Below are 21,584 nucleotides of genomic sequence, written 5' to 3' on the forward strand. Positions count from 1 at the left end.
CGATGCCGCCCGAACGCCGCTTCGTCCCCCGCTTCGCCGCCGAGCCGCCCCAGGCCGTCGCGCCCTACGGCCGCTGGGCCGACCGCCTCGCAGAAGAGCTGCGCGGCGCCATCGACGAGAAGTTCGGTGAGATCGCCTGGTTCCCCGACCGCACGTGGCACGGGCGCACGTACATCCCGGCCACGGCGCGCACGCCCGACGGCCGCGAGGTCTTCGGCGTCGTCTCGTTCCGGCCCGCCGCCGGCGACGGCGAGCCCGACGCGCTGCGGGCGATCGCCGACGTCACCGACGAGACGGCCGAGAACAACCCCGACTGGCAGCTCGACCTCTGCGACGAGGTCGTCGGCGGGTGGCGCGGCGAGAACGGCCAGACGGCCGCGATGACGCTCGTGTGGGGCGTCCCGCTCGTCGAGGGCGGGCGCATCGCCACCGCCGAGCTCGACGCGATGGCCGTCGACCAGTGCGTCCTCACCGGCGACGGCCGCTTCACGCTGCTCGCGCCCGACGACATCGGCGGCGACTTCCTCGAGGTCGCGCTGTTCAACGAGGGCGGCGACGAGCTCGCCCGCGAGTCGCTCTACGACGAAGAGGACTGACCGCACGCGCGGCGCGCGCCCACGTCCTCGGTTTCTACGGCTAGGCGGGGCGCCCGGCGGGTAGGCAGGGGCCGCTGCCGTGGGAAGGGACCTGCGCCGGCACGGTCACGATCATCTAGCGTTCGGCCGACCCCACCCGGAGGGAGGACGGGGACGCAGGGCACAAGCCACACGACTTCGGCGACACGGTCAGGTCACGGTCGCGACCTGGCCTCCGCTCGCCCGCACGAGGTCCGCCGGCGCGATGGCGAAGACGTCGCGTGGCGTGCCCGCCGCTGCCCACACCTCGTCGAAGGCCAGCAGGTCCTCGTCCACGAGCGTCGGCATGGCGGTCGCATGCCCGACCGGCGGCACGCCGCCGATCGCGTAGCCGGTGGCCTCGCGCACGAGCGCGGCGTCGGCGCGCCCGATCGCGGTGCCGAGCAACTCGCCCACGCGCCGCTCGTCGACGCGGTTGGCTCCCGAGGCGAGCACGAGCACCGGGTCGCCCGTCTCGGTGGCGAACACGAGCGACTTCACGATCTGGCCGACCTGGACCCCGATCGCGGCCGCGGCGTCCTGCGCCGTGCGCGTGCCCTCGGGGAACGCGCGCAGGGTCACGTCGAGCCCCGCGGCGGTCAGGGCTGCGCGGACTCGTTGAACCGATGCGCTCATATTCGGACCCCTGGTACCAAGCTGCTCATGTCGTCAACGGAGTACGGTGTGGCCCACTTGGGAGGCTCTCTCCACCCTCCCGTGGCCGGGAACTGGAGCCGGCGCGGGATTAAACCCCCTGGAGGAGGTTTACGCAGTTGAGCAAGTTCCGAAGGACCCTTGCGGTCCTCATGCTGATTGCCGCAAGTGCGCTGCTCTTCGCCGCCTGCGGTGGCAATGACAGCGGCGGCAGCACCGGAGGCGCCAGCACGTCGTCGACGTCATCGGGTGACACATCGGGCGGCAAGTCCGGCGGCACCCTCTCGGCGTACTACACGTCGAGCCCGGATTACATGGATCCGGCTCTGTCGTACACGCAGGAGGGATGGACCGCCCTCTGGAACGTGTACACCCCGCTGCTGACGTACAAGCACGCGGAAGGCGCCGAGGGCGCCACCCTGATCCCGGGTCTCGCCGAGGCGCTGCCCGACATCTCGCCGGACGGCAAGACGTACAAGCTGAAGCTCCGTCCGGGCCTGAAGTTCTCCGACGGCACGCCGGTCAAGGCGTCGGACTTCGAGCACACGGTCAAGCGCGTGCTCAACCTGGAGTCGGGCGGCAGCGCGTTCTATCTGCCGATCGTGGGCGCCGAGGACTACGTCAAGGCCGGCAAGCCCGACGCGGACATCCCCGGGATCGTCACGGACGACAAGACGGGCGAGATCACGATCAAGCTCAACAGCCAGGTCGGGTCGTTCGCGAACGTCCTCGCGATGGACTTCGCGGGCATCGTGCCGGGCGACACGCCGTTCAAGAACCTGACGGCGAGCCCGCCCCCGGGCGTCGGGCCGTACAAGATCACGAGCTCGGTCCCGAACCGCGGGTTCACGATGGTCAAGAACGACCAGTTCCCGGGCCTGAACATCCCGGAGATCCCGACCGGGTACCTGGACGAGATCGACGTCAAGATCGTCAAGAACCAGCAGCGCCAGATCGACGACGTCCTGCAGAACAAGGTCGACTTCCTGCAGGATCCGCCGCCGGCGGACCGCATGCGCGAGGTCTCCGACAAGGCGAAGGGCCGGTTCGAGCCCTACGTGACCAACTCGACGTACTACGTCTTCCTCAACGAGCGGGTCGCCCCGTTCGACAACGAGAAGGTGCGTCAGGCGGTCAACTACGGCATCGACAAGCGCGCCCTGGCGCGCATCTTCGGCGGCCTGCTCGCCCCGGCGTGCAACTTCCTGCCCCCGGGCATGAAGGGCTACCAGAAGATCGAGCCGTGCCCGTACGGCGACCCGAACGCGGCGCCGAACGTGGAGAAGGCCAAGCAGCTCATCAAGGAGGCGGGCGCCGAGGGTGCCGACGTCACCGTGTGGGGCAACGACGAGGATCCGTCCAAGCCGGTCGCCGAGTACCTCGCTGACGCGATGAGCTCGATCGGTCTGAACGCGAAGCCGAAGATCGTCGAGGGCTCGGTCTACTTCCAGACCATCGGCAACCAGAAGACGAAGGCCCAGGCCGGCTTCGCCAACTGGTTCCAGGACTTCCCGCACCCGGCGAACTTCATGTTCCTGGTCAACGGGAAGTCGATCCAGAACACGAACAACCAGAACTTCGGGAACGTCGACGACCCCGAGATCAACAAGCTGATCGACACCGCCGACGCCAACCCGGACCTGGACGCCGTCGCGCCCGACTACGCCAAGGCTGACCGCCTGCTGGTCGAGCGTGCGCACATCGCGCCGTACGGCAACCGCGAGCTGACCAAGCTCGTCTCCGACAAGGTGGACTTCGACTCGTTCATCGCCCACCCGGTGTACAACGGCGACCTCTCGTCGCTGCGCTTCAAGTAGCAGTCCGAGGACGGAGGGGCCGCTCCGGCGGCCCCTCCGGGCTCCCCCCACCACCTTCATCCCATGGCCACCACGGATTCCGCCGAGACAGGTTTCTCCACCGACCTTCCTCCGGAGATCGCCGCCGAGGAGCGGCGGGCCGCGGCGGGTACGGGCCCCTGGCGGATCGCGATGCGCCGGCTGCGGCGCAACAAGGTCGCGCTCGCCTTCGGCGCCCTCTTCCTCGTGCTGGTCGCGATCTCCCTCGCCGCGCCGCTGTACGCCAAGCACGTGGCCAAGACGACGCCGTACAAGAACAACATCACCGGCACGGTCAACGTCGGCGGCAAGCAGGAGAATGTCGTCGCGTTCGACGGCGTGCCGATCGGGCCGACGTGGCAAGGCCAGTACTTCCTCGGCGCGGACCGCAACGGCCGCGACGTCATGGTCCGCCTGCTCTACGGCGGGCGCAACTCGCTGCTGATCGGCATCGGCGCGTCGATCATCACGCTGATCTTCGCCACGATCTTCGGCCTGATAGCCGGGTTCTTCGGGGGGTGGATCGACGCGATCATCTCCCGCTGCTTCGACATCATGTGGGCGTTCCCGGTGATCCTGCTGGGCATCGCGCTCGGCGTGTCGCTGAACCTCGGCGGCATCAATCTCGGGCCGATCCACCTCGAGGGCGGCTCGCTGTGGATCCCGACGATCATCATCGGGGTCTCCTACATCGTCTATCTCGCTCGACCGATCCGCGGCCAGGTGATGTCCCTGCGCGAGAAGGAGTTCATCGAGGCCGCCCGCGCGCAGGGGCTGGGCCCGTGGCGGATCATGTTCACCGAGCTGCTGCCCAACCTCGCCTCGACGATCCTGGTGTTCTTCCCGCTGATCGTCGCCAACGCGGTGCTGCTGGAGGCGGCGCTGTCGTTCCTCGGGGCCGGCGTTCAGCCGCCCGAGCCGTCCTGGGGCATCATGATCGCCGAGGGCATCGACTTCCTGACCTCCGCGCCGCATCTGACGATCGCCCCCGGCCTCATGCTCGTGGCCACGGTGCTCTCGTTGAACATCTTCGGCGAGGGCCTGCGCGACGCGCTCGACCCGCGGGCGAAGATCCGCCTGGAGCACTAGCGATGGCTCGGTTCATCGTCCGCCGCCTGATCGGCATGATCCTGGTGCTGTTCGCCGTGTCGGTGCTCACGTTCCTGATCTTCAACGTGATCCCCAACGGCGACCCGGCCGTGCGCATGGCGGGCAAGAACTCCACGCCCGTGCAGATCGAGGCGATCCGCAAGACCTGGCACTTCGACGACTCGCTGCCCCAGCAGTACATCTACACGATGAAGCAGGTGTTCTCGGGCGAACTCGTCTCCTACTCCAACCAGACCAACGTGTGGCAGGAGATCAAGAAGGGCCTGCCGCGCACGTTCGCGCTCGGCATCGGCGCGGCGATCATCTGGATGGCGTGCGGCGTCGCGCTCGGGCTCTACAGCGCGGTGAGAGCGGGGCGGTTCTCCGACCGCGTCCTGACGGTGCTCGCGCTCATCGGCGTGTCCATGCCCGTGTTCTGGGTCGGGGCGCTCATGAACTACTACCTCGGCTACAAGGCCGGGTGGTTCCCGAACGGGGGCTACGTCCAGATCAACGAGGGCGGCGTCTGGCAGTGGTTCTACCACCTGATCCTGCCCTGGACGGCGCTCGCGATCCTGTTCATCGGCGTCTACTCGCGCATCCTGCGCTCGAACATCCTCGACACGATCAACGACGACTACGTGCGCACCGCGCGCGCGAAGGGGATCTCGGAGCGGCGCGTCCTCACCCGGCACGTCCTGCGCAACTCGATGATCCCGATCGTCACCCTGTGGGGCCTGGACTTCGGCCTGGTCATCGCGGGCGGCGCGGTGCTCACGGAGTCGATCTTCGACATCCAAGGCGTCGGGCAGTACTTCGCCGAGGCGATCGGCCAGCTCGACGTGCCGCCCGTGCTCGAGGTCACCCTCCTCGGCGCGTTCTTCATCGTCGTGCTCAACACCATGGTGGACATCGTCTACGCGGTGCTCGACCCACGAATCAGGCTCAGCACATGACCGAACCGATCCTCGAGGTCGAGCACCTCAAGGTGGACTTCCACACCGACGAGGGCACCGTCCACGCCGTCGACGACGTGTCGCTGACGCTGACCGCGGGCGAGGTGCTCGCGGTCGTCGGCGAGTCGGGGTCCGGCAAGACCGTGACCGCGATGGCGCTGCTCGGGCTCAACCGCTCGCCGAACGCGGTGTTCGGCGGCCGGGCGATGTATCAGGACACCGATCTGATCGCGGCGTCCGACGCGCAGCTGCGCAAGATCCGCGGGGCGGAGATCGCGATGATCTTCCAGGACCCGATGACGTCGCTGAACCCGGTCCAGCGCATCGGCAAGCAGATCGCCGAGCAGATCCAGGCGCACGAGAACCTGTCGGACGGCGAGACCCACGATCGGGTCGTCGCGCTGATGGAGCGCGTCGGGATCCCGCGGGCGGCCGAGCGCGCCCGCGCCTATCCGCACGAGTTCTCGGGCGGCATGCGCCAGCGGGTGATGATCGCGCTGGCGTTGTCGTGCTCGCCGAGCGTGCTGATCGCCGACGAGCCCACGACCGCGCTCGACGTGACGATCCAGGCGCAGATCCTCGAGCGCCTCAACGAGCTCAAGGCCGAGACGAACGCGGCGATCATCCTCGTGACGCACGACCTCGGCGTCGTCGCCGACATCGCCGACCGCATCGCCGTGATGTACGGCGGGCGGATCGTCGAACAGGGGACGATCGACGAGATCTTCTACGACCCGCAGCATCCGTACACGTGGGGGCTGCTCGGGTCGATCACCCGCATCGACCGCGACCGCGGCGAGCGGCTGCCGTCGATCGCCGGCCTGCCGCCGTCGCTGCTCGCCCCGCCGCAGGGCTGCCACTTCCGCGCCCGCTGCCCGCACGAGTTCGCCAAGTGCACCGAGGTCCCGGACCTCGCCGACCGCGGCGCCGGGCACCCGGACCGCTGCTGGCTGTCGACCGACGACAAGCGGGCACGGCGCGAGGTCGCCCCGGGCGAGATCGGCCTGGCGACGAAGCCCGACGTCGACGGGCACCGCGCGGACGTCGATGCCGGATCCGTGCAGGCCGCCGAGGTGGGCGACGCATGAGCGAGACGAACGGGTCGAGCAACGGCGCGCTGCTGGAGGTCTCCCACGTCAAGCAGTACTTCCCGGTGAAGTCGGGGGTGCTGGTGGACCGGACGGTGGCGAACGTCCACGCGGTCAACGACGTGACGTTCACGCTGCGCGAGGGCGAGACGCTCGGCCTCGTCGGCGAATCGGGCTGCGGCAAGACGACGCTGTCGCGCACGGTGCTCAAGCTCCTCGACGCGACCGACGGCACGATCCGCTTTCGCGGCATGGACATCACGCGGATCAACCGGCGCGCGATGCGCCCGCTGCGCCGTGAGATGCAGATGGTCTTCCAGGACCCGTTCGCCTCGCTGAACCCGCGCAAGCGCATCGGGCAGATCCTCGGCACGCCGCTCAAGCAGCGCGGGCTGTCGGGCGGCGCGATCGACAAGGAGGCTCGACGGCTGCTCGACGTGGTCGGCCTGATGCCCGAGCACGTCAACCGCTTCCCGCACGAGTTCTCCGGCGGCCAGCGCCAGCGCATCGGGATCGCCCGCGCGCTCGCGATGGAGCCGAAGCTGATCGTGCTCGACGAGCCGGTGTCGGCGCTCGACGTGTCCATCCAGGCGCAGATCATCAACCTGCTCGAGGACCTGCAGGACGAGTTCGCCCTGACCTACCTGTTCGTCGCGCACGACCTCAGCGTGGTGCGCCATGTCTCAGACCGCATCGCGGTCATGTACCTCGGCAAGATCATGGAGCTCTCGCCCGCGGCCGAGCTCTACAGCAAGCCGATCCACCCGTACACCGACGCACTGCTGTCGGCGATCCCGATCCCGGACCCGCGCGAGAACCGCGCGCGCGAGCGGGTCGTGGTGGGCGGCGAGCCGCCGAACCCGATCGACCCGCCGCCTGGCTGCGTGTTCCACACCCGCTGCCCGCGCGCGACCGAGGTGTGCCGCGAGGTCGTCCCGCCGCTGACCCAGTACGCCAACGAGCACATGGCCGCCTGCCACCACCCGCTCAACGTGACGCCCGAGGAGATCGCGGCGGCGACGTTCTCGGACGCCAGCCCGGCCGACGCCGGCGACGCCAAGCCGGACTACGTGCCGGCGGGCGGCAACGGTGCACCCCCGCCCCGGCCCGTGGCGGACCAGGCGGACTGACGCCGCAGGGGGGCACCCCATCTGGTGGATGCGGAGATCGGCCGCGTCCTGCGGCCGTCCTCACGCTCGATGCCCGCCTCGCCCGCGCCCCGGGCCTCCGCGCGCCGGTCGACGTCCTGGCGTGACGACAACGCCCCCGGCAGGAGTCGAACCTGCGCACCCGCTTTAGGAGAGCGGTGCTCTATCCACTGAGCTACGAGGGCCTGCGCGCACTGTAGTTCGTCGCCCGCGACTCGGGGCCGGGCGTCGTGACGGCCGGACTGCCGTCAGCCGGCGGCCGGGCGGTCGGGCCGGTCGGGATAGACCTCGTCGATGGTCGTCAGCGCCACGTACGGCGCACCGGCGGCCGCCTCGATGCGCTGGGCACCACCGGCCAGGCGATCGAGCACCGCCACGACGCCGGCGATCTCGAGCTCCGCCTCCTGCAGCGCCTCGATCGCCGCGATCGTCGAGCCGCCGGTCGTCACGACGTCCTCGACGACGACGCACCGGTCGCCGGGGTCGAGCACCGGCCCCTCGATGCGCCGGTGCAGCCCGTGGCCCTTGGCCTCCTTGCGCACGAAGAAGCCCTTCACCTGCGCCCCGCCCGCCAGCGCCGCGCAGGCCACGGGGTCGGCGCCCATCGTCATGCCGCCGACCGCGGTCGCGTCCCAGCCCCGCACGCGCTCGGCCACGAGCTCGCCGAGCGCCCGGAACCCGGCCGGCCGCAGGATCGCCCGCTTGGCGTCGACGTAGTACTTCGCCGTCGCGCCGCTCGTCAGCACGACGTCGCCGATGACCAGCGCGTGCGCGCGCAGCTCGGCGACGAGGACCGCGTGCGCGTCGCTCACCGGTAGTAGACGTCGACCGGCGTGCCGATCCGGACCCAGTTGAAGATGAACGCCGCGTTGGGCACGGGCACCCGCAGGCAGCCGTGGCTGGCCGCGTAGTTCGGCACGTCGGCGTAGCCGTGGATCGCGTAGCCGCGGATGAAGTAGTTCGAGTCCACCATGCCCTTGGCGTTCGTGCCCGGCGTCTTCATGTAGACCTTGAAGTTGCCCAGGACGGTCGGCGTCGACGGCTTGCCCGAGGAGGTCGGGTAGATCCGGTAGACCTTCCCGCCCGGGTTGATCAGCGCCACGACCTGGTGGGTGAGGTCGCCCTCGACGTGGCGGCCATGGTCGGGGTACCTCACCTTGAACTCGCCCATCCCGCGGGCCAGCCGCTGGAAGACCGAGCGGTCGGCGACCTGGGTGCGCGCCATGCCGTTGACCTTGCGGTACGCCATGACGGCGCGTGCGGTGGCGTCGTCGAACGTGCCGCCGCGCGAGACCGAGTAGTGCATGCCGGCGAGCTTGCGCTGCAGCCAGCGCACCGACGAGCCGTGCGACCCCGGCGTGGCGTGCGGGACGATGACGTCGACGCGGCGGACGGCCGCCCGCGCGGCGCCGACCTCGGCGCTCGCGGCGTGGCTCGCGCGGATGGTGATGCGCCCGCCGGACCTCGGCGTGTACCCGACGAGGAACGTGCCCCTGCTGCCGGCCCGGACCTTCACCGAGCGCAGCGTGTGCCTGCCGCGCTTGATCGTGACGGTGACCCGCTGGCCGCGGACGGCCGGGCTCAGCGTGCCCTGGACGCGCAGCTTGCTGTGCGCGAGCGCCTCGTGGGCGACGTTCAGCGAGAGCGTGCCGGCCGCGGGGGCCGGAGGCGGAGTCGGGACGGGCGGCGGGGTCGGCGCCGGCGGGGCCGGCGGGGCCGGCGCGGGGGCCGGAGGCGGAGCCGGAGCGGGGGCCGGAGCGGGGGCCGGAGGCGGAGTCGGGATCGGCGGCATCGGCTCCTGGGCCGCGGCGGCCGCGGGGACGAGGAGAAGGCCGATCACGGCAAGTGAGACAGGGCGCATTGCGCGGTACTTTAGATGCTCAAGCAGGTGACGCGGGCGGTATGACGCGCGCGCCGCGGCGAACGATCGGCAGCAGGACCGCCGAGATCGCCGCCAGCGCCCCGGCCATCAGGACCGGCACCTGCCAGCCCCAGTCCAGCGCCGTCGACAGGGCGATGCAGTTGTTGAGCGAGTGCAGCGCGATGCAGGGCAGCAGGGAGCCGGTCTTCCAGTAGACGAGACACAGGACCGTGCCGAGCAGCGCAAGCGGCGCCAGGAAGCCGATCGGCGAGCCGAACGCGTGGACGACGCCGAACATCACGCCGGTGGCGACCGCGGCCCACCCGACCGGGAGCTTCGAGCGCATCGCGTTGAAGACGAAGCCGCGGAAGAACAGCTCCTCCACCATCGGCGCGATCACGACGGCGAAGATCGCCAGACCGGCGACGGTCACCGGCGTCGGGTCCTCGATCAGCTGGGTCGTGATGTTGTCCTGCTGGTCCTGGATGCCGAGGGCGTTGAGCCAGATCAGGCTCCCGACGATGTAGACCGCGTACGCGGCGAAGCCCCAGCCGACCGCCGGCCACAGCTTGGTCGTGCGCAGGCCGAAGCTCCGCGGGCTGACCGGTCCCGCCAGGCGCGCGAAGAGCACCGCCGCGCCGACCAGGCAGGCGTCGAAGAGGAGGTTCGCGGCGAGGTCGTAGCCGATGGGCGAGTCGCCGCCCTTGTGGCCGCTCGCGCTGGCGATGCCGTAGACGATCGCTCCGAGCACGCTGCCGCCGAGCCAACCGCAGACGAGCGCGGCGAACGCCGTCCACAGGGGCCACGCCGGGCGCTCGCGCTCGGGCGGCGCGGTCGCGGTCGCCGGTGCGGGCACGCCGTCGGGGCGCTCGGGGTGGTCCAGCTCGTACTCGGCCACGGCGCTCAGCTTAGGGCGGGGTGCGCGCTCCGGAGCCGATCCTGTCGTGCCGACGGCGTGCAGCGCCGTCCGCGCGCCACGACCGGCTACCGCGCGGCGTCGAGGACCCCGCGCAGGTCCGCGACGACCGCGACGCCGTCCGGCACCGGGTCCTCCGGCGCGCCGTCGCGCGCGACGAGCACCGGCCGCACCCCCGCCGCGAACGCGCCGGCCACGTCCTCGGCCACGGTGTCCCCCACGTGCAGCGCCCCGCCGGCCCGCACGCCCAGCGCCTCGAGCGCGACCGCGAACGGCCGCGGATCTGGCTTCGCCACCCCGAGCTCGGCCGACGTGACCACGGCGTCGACGCGCGGGGCCAGCCCCGTCGCGACGAGCACGTCGTGCAGCGAGACGTCCCAGTTCGACACCACCGCGAGCGCATGTCCTCGCGCGCGCAGCTCGTCGAGGACGGCGGGCGCCTCCGGGTACGCGTCGAAGCGGATGGCGTCGACGAGCGTCGCGGCGAGCGCGTCGACGGGGATCTCGCGCGCGGGCTCGGGCAGCGCGCCCGCGAGCACCGCCGCGCAGTCGCGGCGCAGCGCGGCCAGGCCTGCGCGATCGCCCGCCCGGTGGTGCTCGCGGCGGTAGTACGCGATCTCCGCGCGCATGCCCGCGCGCGCCTGGTCCTCGTCGACCTCCACGCCGTGCCGCTCGGCCAGCAGCATCCGCAGCCGCGGGGCCGGCGGCTCGAAGCGAACGAGGGTGCCCAGTGCGTCGAGGAGGACGGTCACGCCACGAAGTGCCAGGTCGCGAACTGGGCGGTGCACGCGGCCAGCAGGCCCGCGCTGACCGCCAGCGCGGGCCACCGGGCCCGGGGATGGCGGGCCAGCAGCCACCCGAGCCACATCCACAGCGGGAACGCGACGAGCACGAACCGCGGCAGCGACATGAGCGGCTGCGGCGCGACGGGGTACGACAGCGGCACGGCGAGCGAGGCGAGCGCGTAGGCGGCGTAGGCGAGCGGCAGGCGGCGCGCGGCGCCCACGAGCGCGACCGCGACGAGCGGCACCCAGGCGAAGAGTGCGATGTTGATGCGCGCGATGGCGAACGGGTCGCCGCCCGCGATCGGGAAGTAGAGGGGCTCGGACGAGCCCGACGCCAGCTGGCGCACCCCCGCCCATGCCGCGACCGCACCGTCCCACACGCCGCCCAGCGGACCGCCCCACTCTCGGAACCAGACCGCCTGGGCGTCGAACGGGGCCTGCCAGTCGTGGCCGGTGAGCCCCAGCCACAGCGGGAACGCGACGAGGCCGAGCGGGACGAGGGCCAGCCAGGCGAGCTGCGCCGGCCGCGCACGGCGCCACCCGAGCATCACGAGCGCGACGAGCACGAGCACGCCGGTCGAGCGCGTCGACGCCGCCAGCGCGCCCAGCACGCCGGCCCACGCCCAGCGGTCGCTCCGGGCGGCGAGCACCGCCCCGGCCGACAGGGCCAGGAACAGGGACTCGCCGTAGAGCGCCGAGAAGAAGAACGCCATCGGCGAGAAGGCGAGCGCCAGCACCGTCCAGCGCGCCGCGTCGGCCCCGAGCTCGAGCCGCGTGAGCGCGTGCAGCGCCGCGAGCGCGAAGAGGAAGCAGACCGTGGACACGGCGACGGCGGCGAGCAGCGACCCGCCGAGGCCCCGGACGAGCAGCGGATAGAGCGGGAAGAACGCCGCGGTCGGCGTCTGGTCGTAGCCGTTGCGGGCGATCTCCAGGTACCAGACCGCGTCCCAGCGGGCGGCGGGTGCGAAGAGGACGCCGCCGGTGATCCCGGCGGGGTCGAAGCCCTCCGTGCGGCTGCTCAGGCCCCAGATCCAGACGGCGGCCATCCCGCTGCACCAGACGAGCAGCCGCGACGTCCACGTCGCCCGCCACGCCTCGCCGAAGGCGGCGTCGCGCCACGCTGCCCCCGCACGCACGCGGACGCCCGGCGCCAACCGCGTCCACCGCGGCGGGGTCGTCGTCGGTCCGGCCATCGCGCCGATGGTCGCAGGCCGCGCGGGCGAGGCCGCCGGCGGGCGCGGGAGCGACCGGCGGAGGGGAATGGACGGCTGCCTAGAATGAGGCGTCGACTGCGCCGCGGAAGCGGCGCTTGCACCGTCTGCGCCATGTCACGCCGTGATCGCCAGCGGCGCCGCAACCGTAACCGCCATGGGCACGGAGCGGGCCGCATCGTCTTCCTCGGGTTCGGCGTCGTTATCGCGACGCTGGCCATCGGCGTGCTCGGGGTCGTCGGCTGGGTGGCCAGCGTGGCCAACTCGGCGCCGTCCATCGACGAGCTCAAGCCGGTCAACCCCGGCTCGAGCTCGGTCGTCTACGCCGCCGACGGCACCCGCCTCGGCTTCATCCAGTCGGACATCCTGCGCACGCAGGTCCGCTACGCCGACATCCCGCGGACCATGAAGGACGCCACGATCGCGATCGAGGACAAGCGCTTCTGGGACCACAAGGGCGTCGACTTCGAGGGCATCCTGCGGTCCGGCTTCAAGAACGTCACGACCGGCAAGACCGTGCAGGGCGGCTCGACGCTGACGATGCAGCTCGTGCGCAACCTCTATACCGACGACCGCGCGCGCGACGGCATCGAGGGCTACAAGCGCAAGATCCGCGAGGCGAAGCTCGCCGAGGAGCTCGAGGACGAGCACTCGAAGGACTGGATCCTCAGCAAGTACCTCAACAACATCCCGTACGGGACCATCGGCGGCCAGGAGGCGCTCGGCGTCCAGGCCGCCGCCCGCGTGTTCTTCGACAAGCCGGCCGCCGAGCTGACCCTCGGGGAGTCGGCGCTGCTCGCCGGCCTCCCCCAGGCGCCGTCGCTCTACAACCCGTTCCTCGACGCCAAGGCCGCGATGAAGCGCCGCAACGAGGTGCTCGACGCGATGGCCGGGGAGGGCATGATCACGCCGGCTCAGGCGGCCCGCGCGAAGGCGCGGGGGCTCGGCGTCGAGCGCTCGGACTTCTACACCGAGCGCCGCGAGCAGTTCTTCTTCGACTTCGTCCGCTCTGAGCTCATCGAGAAGTACGGGGTCAACGAGGTCCGCAAGGGCGGGCTGACGATCCACACGACGCTCGACCTCGACATGCAGAAGAAGGCGCGCTCTGCGATGACGGGCGTCCTGAACCAGCCGGGCGACCCGTCGTCGGCGATCGTCACGATCGACCAGAGCAACGGCTACATCAAGGCGATGGCGTCGACCGCCAGCTACAAGCAGACGAAGTTCAACCTCGCCGCGCAGGGCCACCGCCAGCCGGGATCGACGTTCAAGATCATGGTGCTGATGACCGCCCTGCGCCGCGGCGTCGACCCCGCCGGCACGACCTACGTGTCCAAGCCCCTCAAGTTCACCGATCCCAAGTGGGGCCCGATCGACGTCGCGACGTACTCGAACACGTACCTCGGCTCGTCGAACCTGGTGCGCGCGACGCTCGCCTCCGACAACTCGGTCTACCAGCAGCTCGACCTCGACCTGGGGCCCGACCAGGTCAAGAGGACCGCGAAGGACATGGGCATCACGTCCAAGCTCGAGGGCTACCCGGCCGAGGGCCTGGGCGGCCTGAAGTACGGCGTCTCGCCGCTCGAGATGGCCAACGCCTACGCGACGATCGCCGACGGCGGCTACCGCAACCGCCCGATCGCGGTGACGAAGGTCGTCTTCCCCGACGGCAGGACCGACAACCTCGGCAAGCCCAGGCGCAAGAAGGTCTTCTCCGACGGCGTCACGTACGAGGCGACGAAGATCCTTCAGCAGAACATCCAGGGCGGCACCGGCACAGCGGCGAACATCGGCTGCCCCGCGGGCGGCAAGACCGGCACGACCGACAACTTCCGCGACGCCTGGTTCGTGGGGTTCACGCCGAAGCTGACGACCGCCGTGTGGGTCGGCTACCCGAACACGCAGGTCGAGATGTTCAGCGTCCACGGGATCGCGGTCGCGGGCGGTACGTTCCCCGCGCAGATCTGGGGCGCGTACATGAAGCAGGTCAAGGGCCGGTTCTGCGGCGACTTCGAGCAGCCCCAGGAGCCGTTCGAGTCCCAGCCGTTCTTCGGCAAGTACGCGACCACCGGCGCCCCCGGCTCGAGCGCTGACGGCGCGTTCAGCTCGAGCGGAGCACAGTCCTTCGAGACCGGCGGCACGAAGCCGGACGCGAGCGGGACGACGGGCGGCGGGAACACCGGCTACGACCCCGGCGCCTACGAGACGCCGCCGCAGAAGGCGCCCGCGACGCAGGCGCCGGACCCGACCCCGGCGCCCGCTCCCACGCCCACTCCCGACCCGGCGCCGACCCCCGCTCCGGCGCCCGCGCCCACCCCCACGCCGGACGCCGGCGGGGCCGCGCCCACTCCGTAGCGCGCGAGGCGGCTACTCTCCGTAGGCGAATGGCCAAGGAAGAGAAGGTCGAATTCGAGGGCGAGGTCGTCGAGGCGCTGCCGAACGCAATGTTCCGCGTGCAGCTCGACAACGGCCACACGGTCCTCGGCCACGTCGCGGGGAAGATGCGCCGGTTCCGCATCCGCATCCTGCCGGGCGACCGCGTCCGCGTCGAGCTGTCGCCGTACGACCTCGACCGCGCACGCATCGTCTACCGGCACCGCTGAGCGCGTGGCCGAGCGCGGCGAGTTCGCGCTGATCGAAGCGATGCGCGAGCAGCTCGGGGAGATCCCGGGCGACCGCGTGCTGCGCGGATCCGGCGACGACGCCGCCGTGGTGCGCGGCCGGGCGTGCGCGGTCACGTCCGTCGACACGATGGTCGAGGGCGTGCACTTCCGCCTCGGCGCGACGGCTCCCGAGGACGCCGGCCACCGGGCGATGGCGGCCGCGCTCTCGGACCTCGCGGCGATGGGGGCCGACCCGGGCGAGGCGTACGTGGCGCTCGTCCTGCCCGAGCAGCTCTCCGACGACGACGTCGTCGCGCTCGCCCGGGGGGCCGGAGCCCTCGCCGCCCGCACGGGGACCGCGGTCGTCGGCGGCGACGTGACGAGCGGGCCCGTGCTCGTCATCTCCGTGACGGTCGTGGGCTGGGCCGACGACCCGGGGCAGCTCGTGGGCCGCGACGGCGCGCGGCCCGGCGACCTGGTCGGCGTCACCGGCACGCTGGGCGGCTCGGCGGCGGGGCTCGCCCTCCTCGAGGGCCGTGCCGAGGGACCCGACGCGATGCGGGCCGCATACCTGCGCCCCGAGCCGCGCCTGAAGGCCGGCCACGCTCTGGCGGCGGCGGGCGCGCACGCGATGATCGACGTCTCCGACGGCGTCGCCTCCGACGCGCGCCACGTCGGCGAGGCGTCTGGGTGCCGGGTGGTCGTCGAGCTCGAGGCGCTGCCGCTCGCGCCCGGGCTGGCCGAGGTCGCGGCGGCGCTCGGCGCCGACGCCATCGAGCTGGCCGCGACCGGCGGCGAGGACTACGAGCTGCTGGCCTGCGTGCCGGAACCGGCGCGGGCGGCGGCCGAGGCGGCCGGGCTGCGCTGGATCGGGCGGGTCGAGGCCGGTGCGCCGGGCGTCGAGCTGCGGCGCGACGGCCGTCCCGTGGCGCTGCGCGGCTACGAGCACCGCCGCTAGCGGCGCGGCCGCTCAGCCGCGGCCGCGATCGCCGCGATCCTCCGCGACGGCACGACGCGCACCAGGCGTGCGGACACCACGATCCGCTGCGCCGCGCTGTAGAGCGGGTGGCAGGCGGTCAGGACGACACGCTCGTAGCCGGTGCGCCGGATCACCGACACGTCGTCGGGCTGCACGATCTGGCGGCGCTCGACGACGTACGTGAAGTCGCCGTACGGCATCTCGAGCCGGATCTGGTCGCCGCGGTCGAGGTCGTCGAGGTTGCGGAACGGGGCGAGGTAGGTGGTCCGGTGGCCGGCGATGGCGGTCGTCGCGCCCGTGCCGGGCAGCGGCGTGTCGGGGTAGACGCCGGGTCCCTTGCGCAGGTCGGCGGGCGCATCGCCGGCGACCATGACGAAGCGCTTGTCGAGCGTCGGCAGCACGATGCGTCCGAGCGCATCGCCTTCGGCCGTCCTGCGCCGCAGCTCGCGCGCGGCGTAGGCCAGGCGCCGCTCGGTCGTCGGCAGCGAGCGCAGGGCCCGCGCCTGTACGGGCGTCGGCCCGGCGTCGGCGAGCTGGTCGAGGTCCTTTCTCAGCTCGCTCTGGCTGCGCTGCGCGATCACCGCGGAGATCGGCTCCTGCCACAGCACGGTGACGAGCGCATCGGCCACGAGCAGGACCCCGGCGACGATGAGGACCGTCGACAGGAAGCGCAGCGAGCGCCTCATGGCCGCAGCGTCGAGTCGGTCCCGCCGAGCGAGCCCGGGCCGGCGTAGGAGATGGGGCCGCGCGAGCGCACCTGCCGCGGCAGCAGGTCGTCCTGCGCGCCGCGCGTGCGGGCGGCCACGATGAGCGCGGCGACCGCGCAGCCGGCGACGAGGCTCCAGAACACGAGGGCCAGGATGCCGATGTGTCCCCCGGCGACCATCAGCGTGCCCATCCACAGCAGGTCGAGCGGGCCGGCGTCGAACGCGACGGCGTAGCCGAGGACGGCGAGCGCGAGCGGGATGAGCCCGGCGAGGACGAGGACGACGCGCGCGGGCCGCGGGACCTTCACCTCGGGCGCGTTGGCCAGCAGCCAGAGGTGCGCGGCGGGCACGAGGAACAGCGCGGTGTACGGGTTCACGAGCCACGCGAGGCCGGTCAGGACCAGGGTCGTCAGGCCGATGGCGATCGCGGCGCCGGTGACGTTCGCGCCGCCGAGCGCGAGCCGGCGGGCGGTCAGCGGCCAGAGCAGCACGAACGCGAGCACGAACACGGCGCCGGCAGCGATCAGGGCCGGCACCGACACCGGGATGAGCCCGGGGCGCACGGGCGCGCCCGGCGCGGTGACGAGGCCCAGCAGCCGCAGCACGACGAGCGTGAGGCCGGTGAGCAGGAACGGCACGCCGGTCGCGGCCGCCCAACCCACCCAGCGCAGCACCGGCTCCCGGCGGCGGCGCACCCTGGCCAGCGCGTCGACCGCAGCGATGAGCACGGGCAGCAGCAGCGTGCCGGCGAGCAGCCGCACCGCCCAGTCGGCCAGCACCTGGTTGCGCAGGACGATCGCCGACCGGGGCGCGGTGGGCGTGACCTCGGGTCCATCGTCGAGGGCGGTGATCGAGCGCAGGACCGCGCGGCCGAGCGCCTCGAGCCGCTGCGGGCTCACCGCCTCGCCGGCGGGTGAGGCGGGTGGGCCGAGCTCCCCGGAGGCGCCGACCATGACGGCCGGCAGGCCCGCGGCGTCGATGACGCCCTGCTCGGAGACCGTGGCCGGGAACGCAAGGCGCAGCAGCTGCATGAGCGGGCTGCTGGAGCCCGGCGGCGTCGTCTCCTCGCGGATCGCCTGCTCGACCGTGCGCAGCAGCCGCTGCGGTGCGATCCCCTGCGCGTTCGACCAGCCCACGACCTGCGGGCGGCGCACCCGGTCGCCGCCGACGTCGCCGAGGACGATGACCGCGTCGACGGGACCCTCCACGGAGCGCGCCCAGTGCGCGGCGCCGGCGTCGCCGCCGCTGCCGCCGCTCGTCGACACGAGGGTGAGCGTGCGGCGCGTCGCCCGGCCGCCGTAGAGCCGGGCGAGCTCGAGCAGCGCCGCCGTCGCGGACAGCTCGGCCCGGGCCGGGCTGCCGGCAGCATCGCGATGGGCGAGCACGACGATGCGCCGGTTCACGCGGCCCGGCCGCTCGGCGACGACGGTCCGCAGCGTGCGCTCGCCGTCGATCGTCTGCGCCTCGGCGTCGTCGGTCGTCACGGTGAACCCGGAGGCCTCGAACGCCCGCTGCACGTCGCCGGCCAGGGCGCGGTCGCCCTCGCTGCCGGGGCGCCGCTGCGGGTAGCGCTCGGCGAGGCCCTCGAGCAGGGCCGCGGCCCGCGGCCCGTCGAACGCGTCGGGCGGCAGGGTCGTCTCGATCGGGCGCGGGCGGCTCTGCAGCGAGAACGCCACGAGCACCAGCGCGATGAGCGCCGGCGCGAAGGCGACACGATAGATGCGCAGATCGAGCATTCGACTTGGCATATTGACCGTCGAGACGCATGGACCGCTCACCCCGCATCCTGCTGGTCGACGACGAGCAGTCGATCCAGACGCTGCTGTCCTATCCGCTGCGCAAGGACGGCTACGAGGTCGTGCAGGCGACGAACGGCCGCCAGGCGCTCGCGCACTTCGAGGAGGGGCCGTTCGACCTCGTCGTCCTCGACGTGATGATGCCCCAGCTCGACGGGCTCGAGGTGTGCCGCCGCCTGCGCGCCCGCTCGACGGTCCCGATCATCATGCTCACCGCGAAGGCCGAGGAGGTCGACAAGGTGATCGGGCTCGAACTGGGCGCCGACGACTACATCACGAAGCCGTTCTCCATGCGGGAGTTCCGCTCCCGCGTGCGCGCGGCCCTGCGGCGCGGCGCGATGAGCCGCGCCGAGGAGATCGGCGACGACGCCCCGCTGCGGGTGGCCGGCCTCGAGATCGACTTCGCCCGGCGGTCGGTGACCGTGCGCGGCGAGCGGGTGGATCTGACCTTCGTCGAGTTCGAGATCCTCACCGCGCTGGCGCGCAACCCCGGACGGGTGTTCACGCGCGACATGCTGCTGACGCGCGTGTGGGGCGACTCGGCGTTCCGCGACCAGCGCACCGTCGACGTGCACATCCGCCACCTGCGCGAGAAGCTCGAGGTCGAGGCGAAGGACCCGGAGTACCTCTTCACCGTGCGCGGCGTCGGCTACCGCTTCCGCGACAAGGACCGGTCTCTGTAGGCGGCGTGGCTTGATCCCGCGGTCGATCCGCAGCCGGCTGGCCCTCGCGTTCCTCCTGATCGCCCTGGTGTCGGTCGGCGTCGTGATGCTGTGGGTGCTGCCGTCGCTGCAGGAGCGCCTGCAGGAGCAGAAGCTCGACTCGCTGTCCCGCGCCGCCGCGACCTACACCCGGCCGCTGCGCGAGGCGATCGGCTCCAACGTCGACGAGAAGGAGGTCGACCGCGAGGTCCGGACCGCCGCCGACCAGGCCAACGCGCGCGTCTCGCTGCTCGGCGTCACGCGCGGGACCGAGGGGATCGGGACGTACCTCATCTCGGACTCGACCGAGGAGATCGACGTCTCGGACCTCTCGTTCGACGTCGCGCTCGAGGCGGCGCGCACGGGCAAGGTCGTCCTCGGGACGGAGGCCAGCGACCAGGGCCGGCTCGGCGAGGTCGCCCGCCCGCTGCGCTACAACCGCAGGATCGCGCGGGTGGTCGTGTTCTCGTCGCCGCTGAGCGACGTCACCGACACGGTCGCGCTCATCCGCCAGCGCATCCTCGTCGCGGGAGCCGCAGCCGTGGTGGCGGCGGTGCTCGTCGGCCTGCTCATCTCGCGCGCGCTGGCCCGGCGCATCCGGCGCCTCGAGCGCGCCGCGCGCCAGGTGGCCGAGGGCGACTTCACCGCCCGGTTCCCCATCGACTCCCGGGACGAGCTCGGCCAGCTCGCGCGGGCGCTCGACGACATGCAGCGCCAGCTCGCCCAGCTCGACTCGGCGCGCAAGCGCTTCATCGCCACCGCCTCGCATGAGCTGCGCACGCCGATCTTCTCGCTGTCGGGGTTCGTGGAGCTGCTGCTCGACGAGGACCTCGACGACGAGACGCGCCGCGCGTTCCTCGGGCAGGTGCGCGACCAGGTCGCCCGGCTGCGCACGCTGACGACCGAGCTGCTGGACCTGTCGCGCCTCGAGGCGGGCTCGCTCGAGCTGCGGCCCGAGGCGACCGACGTGGCGGTGCTCGCGCGGGCGGTCACGTCGGAGTTCCTGCCGGCGCTGTCGTCACGGGGCTCGCGGCTCGAGCTGCGGCTGCCCGCCGCCGCGCTGACCGCGACCTGCGACCCGGAGCGCGTGGCGCAGGTGCTGCGGATCCTCATCGACAACGCCCTCGTCCACACGCCCGCGGGCACCGACATCGTCGTGGCGGCCTCGCGGACGAACGGATCCGTCGCGCTGGCGGTTCGCGACAGCGGCCCCGGGATAAGACATGCGGACGTGGAGCGGATCTTCGAGCCCTTCTTCACCTCCGACGACGCCCAGGGCTCGGGCCTCGGGCTCGCGATCGCGCACGAGCTCGCCGACCGGATGGACGGACGGTTGACGGTCGAGTCGCATCCCGGACGGACGACCTTCTCGTTCGAGCTGCCCGCATGAGCCGGGCGCGCGCGGTCGCCGTCGCCTGCGTCGTGGTGCTGGCGGGGGCGGCCGCGGGCGTGGCGGGCTGCGGCGGCGGGTCGGACGGCCAGGAGACGACGACGCAGACCGTCGCGCGCACCACGACGCGGGTCGACGTGATCGAGAGCCAGGGCACCGGCGGCGGCGCGCGCTTCGATGCGCGGGCGATCTACGACCGCGAGGCGCAGGGCGTCGTCACGGTCATCTCGGTGTTCAGGAGCAGTGGGCTGTCGTCGCTGCTCGGGCCGGACAGGAGCGCCGGGCTCGGCTCGGGGTTGGTCGTGTCCGGCACGGGCGAGGTGGCGACGAACGCGCACGTCGTCACCCTGGGCGAGGGCCGCGACCTCGAGCGCGCCGACCAGGTCTTCGTGCAGTTCCGCGATCGCAACCAGGTGCCGGCGAAGGTCCTCGGCGTCGACCCGAACGCCGACGTGGCGCTGCTGAAGGTCGACCCCGACGAGCTCGACCTGCGGCCGCTGCCGCTCGCCGATCCCGGCACGGTCGAGGTGGGCGAGCCGGTGGCGGCGATCGGGTCGCCGTACGGCGAGCGCCAGTCGCTCTCGGTGGGCGTGGTGTCGGCGGTGGACCGCTCGATCCAGTCCCTGACCGGGTTCGCCATCGGGGGCGCCATCCAGACCGATGCGGCGATCAACCACGGCAACTCGGGCGGCCCGCTGCTCGACGGCCAGGGGCGCGTGCTCGGCATCAACTCGCAGATCCGCTCGTCCAGCGGCGAGGGCACCGGCGTCGGGTTCGCCGTCGACTCCGGCACGGTGCGCCACTCGCTCGAGGTGCTGCGCGACGGCGGCACCGTCGACTACGCCTATCTCGGCATCGCGACGCGGTCGGTGTATCCGCAGCTTGCGGAGCGCTTCGATCTCGGGACCGACGCGGGCGCGTGGGTGCAGGGCGTGACGAAGGGCGGGCCCGCCGACGAGGCCGGGATCCGCGGCAGCACGTCACCGGCGACGACGTTCCAGGCCCAGCGCTACCGGCCGGGCGGCGACGTGATCGTCGCCATCGGCGGGCATGCGGTGACCGAGGACGCGGACCTGGGGCGCATCCTGGTCGCCTACCGGCCCGGCCAGAAGGTGCCCGTCCACGTGCGCCGCGACGGCGACGTGCGGACGGTGACCGTCACGCTCGGCAAGCGGCCGGCCACCACGTCGCCGTAGGCCGGCGCGCGCGCGGCCCACCCCGCCGAGCGCGCGGGGCGCCTGCCCAGCGAGT

At 72.4% G+C, this 21,584-nt stretch carries 20 protein-coding genes and 1 tRNA gene; 12 read left to right on the top strand and 9 right to left on the bottom strand.

Annotated features, from left to right (window positions below; all coding sequences use genetic code 11):
- Positions 1 to 2 precede the first annotated feature (2 nt).
- Positions 3 to 596 carry a hypothetical protein gene (locus DSM104329_RS28505; protein ID WP_259313264.1) on the top strand — a complete coding sequence of 198 codons (594 nt, stop codon included), beginning with the start codon at positions 3 to 5 and terminating at the stop codon, positions 594 to 596.
- Positions 597 to 785: 189 nt separating this feature from the next.
- Here the strand turns inward: DSM104329_RS28505 and DSM104329_RS28510 are convergent, their stop codons facing one another.
- Positions 786 to 1,250 (bottom strand): YbaK/EbsC family protein, encoded by a 465-nt coding sequence (locus DSM104329_RS28510; RefSeq protein ID WP_259313265.1) that lies wholly within the window; start codon positions 1,248 to 1,250, stop codon positions 786 to 788.
- A gap of 170 nt (positions 1,251 to 1,420) precedes the next feature.
- Here DSM104329_RS28510 and DSM104329_RS28515 point away from each other — a divergent pair, with 170 nt between their 5' ends.
- From DSM104329_RS28515 to DSM104329_RS28535, 5 genes are all read left to right on the top strand, one after another.
- The gene (locus DSM104329_RS28515; RefSeq protein ID WP_259313266.1) at positions 1,421 to 3,085 is read left to right on the top strand and encodes an ABC transporter substrate-binding protein; all 1,665 of its coding nucleotides are present in this window, start codon (positions 1,421 to 1,423) and stop codon (positions 3,083 to 3,085) included.
- Positions 3,086 to 3,148: 63 nt separating this feature from the next.
- Positions 3,149 to 4,192 carry an ABC transporter permease gene (locus DSM104329_RS28520; RefSeq protein WP_259313267.1) on the top strand — a complete coding sequence of 348 codons (1,044 nt, stop codon included), beginning with the start codon at positions 3,149 to 3,151 and terminating at the stop codon, positions 4,190 to 4,192.
- Between the two features lie 2 nt (positions 4,193 to 4,194).
- Positions 4,195 to 5,148: an ABC transporter permease gene (locus tag DSM104329_RS28525; RefSeq protein WP_259313268.1), complete on the top strand. Its 954-nt coding sequence runs from the start codon at positions 4,195 to 4,197 to the stop codon at positions 5,146 to 5,148.
- Complete coding sequence (locus DSM104329_RS28530) at positions 5,145 to 6,236, top strand: ABC transporter ATP-binding protein (RefSeq protein WP_259313269.1); 1,092 nt, start codon at positions 5,145 to 5,147, stop codon at positions 6,234 to 6,236. The genes DSM104329_RS28525 and DSM104329_RS28530 overlap by 4 nt, the downstream gene beginning before the upstream one ends.
- Entirely contained in the window at positions 6,233 to 7,366 is a 1,134-nt protein-coding gene (locus tag DSM104329_RS28535) for an ABC transporter ATP-binding protein (protein ID WP_259313270.1), read from the top strand. The genes DSM104329_RS28530 and DSM104329_RS28535 overlap by 4 nt, the downstream gene beginning before the upstream one ends.
- Before the next feature lie 131 nt (positions 7,367 to 7,497).
- Here the strand turns inward: DSM104329_RS28535 and DSM104329_RS28540 are convergent.
- The 6 genes from DSM104329_RS28540 to DSM104329_RS28565 form a co-directional block, all read right to left on the bottom strand.
- Positions 7,498 to 7,569: transfer RNA gene (locus tag DSM104329_RS28540), tRNA-Arg, on the bottom strand.
- A 63-nt stretch (positions 7,570 to 7,632) separates the two neighbouring features.
- On the bottom strand, positions 7,633 to 8,196 hold the full coding sequence (gene pyrE, locus DSM104329_RS28545; protein WP_259313271.1) for an orotate phosphoribosyltransferase: 564 nt from the start codon (positions 8,194 to 8,196) through the stop codon (positions 7,633 to 7,635).
- Positions 8,193 to 9,245 carry a L,D-transpeptidase family protein gene (locus DSM104329_RS28550; protein WP_259313272.1) on the bottom strand — a complete coding sequence of 351 codons (1,053 nt, stop codon included), beginning with the start codon at positions 9,243 to 9,245 and terminating at the stop codon, positions 8,193 to 8,195. Before DSM104329_RS28550 ends, pyrE begins: the two co-directional genes overlap by 4 nt.
- Before the next feature lie 19 nt (positions 9,246 to 9,264).
- Positions 9,265 to 10,143, bottom strand: coding sequence for a CPBP family intramembrane glutamic endopeptidase (locus tag DSM104329_RS28555; RefSeq protein ID WP_259313273.1), 879 nt, complete (start codon positions 10,141 to 10,143; stop codon positions 9,265 to 9,267).
- Positions 10,144 to 10,229: 86 nt separating this feature from the next.
- A complete protein-coding gene (locus DSM104329_RS28560; RefSeq protein ID WP_259313274.1) occupies positions 10,230 to 10,913 on the bottom strand; it encodes an HAD family hydrolase in 684 nt (227 codons plus the stop codon).
- Entirely contained in the window at positions 10,910 to 12,139 is a 1,230-nt protein-coding gene (locus tag DSM104329_RS28565; RefSeq protein ID WP_259313275.1) for a mannosyltransferase family protein, read from the bottom strand. The genes DSM104329_RS28560 and DSM104329_RS28565 overlap by 4 nt, the downstream gene beginning before the upstream one ends.
- A gap of 132 nt (positions 12,140 to 12,271) precedes the next feature.
- Between DSM104329_RS28565 and DSM104329_RS28570 the strand changes: the two genes are divergently transcribed.
- Genes DSM104329_RS28570 through thiL form a run of 3 tightly spaced genes read left to right on the top strand, consistent with a single transcriptional unit; the run spans position 12,272 to position 15,718 of the window.
- Entirely contained in the window at positions 12,272 to 14,512 is a 2,241-nt protein-coding gene (locus DSM104329_RS28570) for a transglycosylase domain-containing protein (RefSeq protein ID WP_259313276.1), read from the top strand.
- Positions 14,513 to 14,541: 29 nt separating this feature from the next.
- Positions 14,542 to 14,760, top strand: coding sequence for a translation initiation factor IF-1 (infA, locus tag DSM104329_RS28575; protein WP_259313277.1), 219 nt, complete (start codon positions 14,542 to 14,544; stop codon positions 14,758 to 14,760).
- A 4-nt stretch (positions 14,761 to 14,764) separates the two neighbouring features.
- Entirely contained in the window at positions 14,765 to 15,718 is a 954-nt protein-coding gene (gene thiL, locus DSM104329_RS28580; protein WP_259313278.1) for a thiamine-phosphate kinase, read from the top strand.
- Here the strand turns inward: thiL and DSM104329_RS28585 are convergent.
- On the bottom strand, positions 15,715 to 16,425 hold the full coding sequence (locus DSM104329_RS28585; RefSeq protein WP_259313279.1) for a sortase: 711 nt from the start codon (positions 16,423 to 16,425) through the stop codon (positions 15,715 to 15,717). The genes thiL and DSM104329_RS28585 overlap by 4 nt on opposite strands.
- Positions 16,422 to 18,182: a hypothetical protein gene (locus DSM104329_RS28590; RefSeq protein WP_259313280.1), complete on the bottom strand. Its 1,761-nt coding sequence runs from the start codon at positions 18,180 to 18,182 to the stop codon at positions 16,422 to 16,424. Before DSM104329_RS28590 ends, DSM104329_RS28585 begins: the two co-directional genes overlap by 4 nt.
- 29 nt (positions 18,183 to 18,211) lie before the next feature.
- Between DSM104329_RS28590 and DSM104329_RS28595 the strand changes: the two genes are divergently transcribed.
- Genes DSM104329_RS28595 through DSM104329_RS28605 form a run of 3 tightly spaced genes read left to right on the top strand, consistent with a single transcriptional unit; the run spans position 18,212 to position 21,529 of the window.
- Positions 18,212 to 18,925: a response regulator transcription factor gene (locus tag DSM104329_RS28595; RefSeq protein WP_259313281.1), complete on the top strand. Its 714-nt coding sequence runs from the start codon at positions 18,212 to 18,214 to the stop codon at positions 18,923 to 18,925.
- Between the two features lie 10 nt (positions 18,926 to 18,935).
- Positions 18,936 to 20,333: a sensor histidine kinase gene (locus DSM104329_RS28600; protein WP_259313282.1), complete on the top strand. Its 1,398-nt coding sequence runs from the start codon at positions 18,936 to 18,938 to the stop codon at positions 20,331 to 20,333.
- Positions 20,330 to 21,529 (top strand): S1C family serine protease, encoded by a 1,200-nt coding sequence (locus DSM104329_RS28605; protein WP_259313283.1) that lies wholly within the window; start codon positions 20,330 to 20,332, stop codon positions 21,527 to 21,529. The genes DSM104329_RS28600 and DSM104329_RS28605 overlap by 4 nt, the downstream gene beginning before the upstream one ends.
- Positions 21,530 to 21,584: the final 55 nt, after the last annotated feature.

The sequence above is a fragment of the Capillimicrobium parvum genome, assembly GCF_021172045.1.
GTDB classification, from domain to species: Bacteria; Actinomycetota; Thermoleophilia; order Solirubrobacterales; family Solirubrobacteraceae; genus Capillimicrobium; species Capillimicrobium parvum.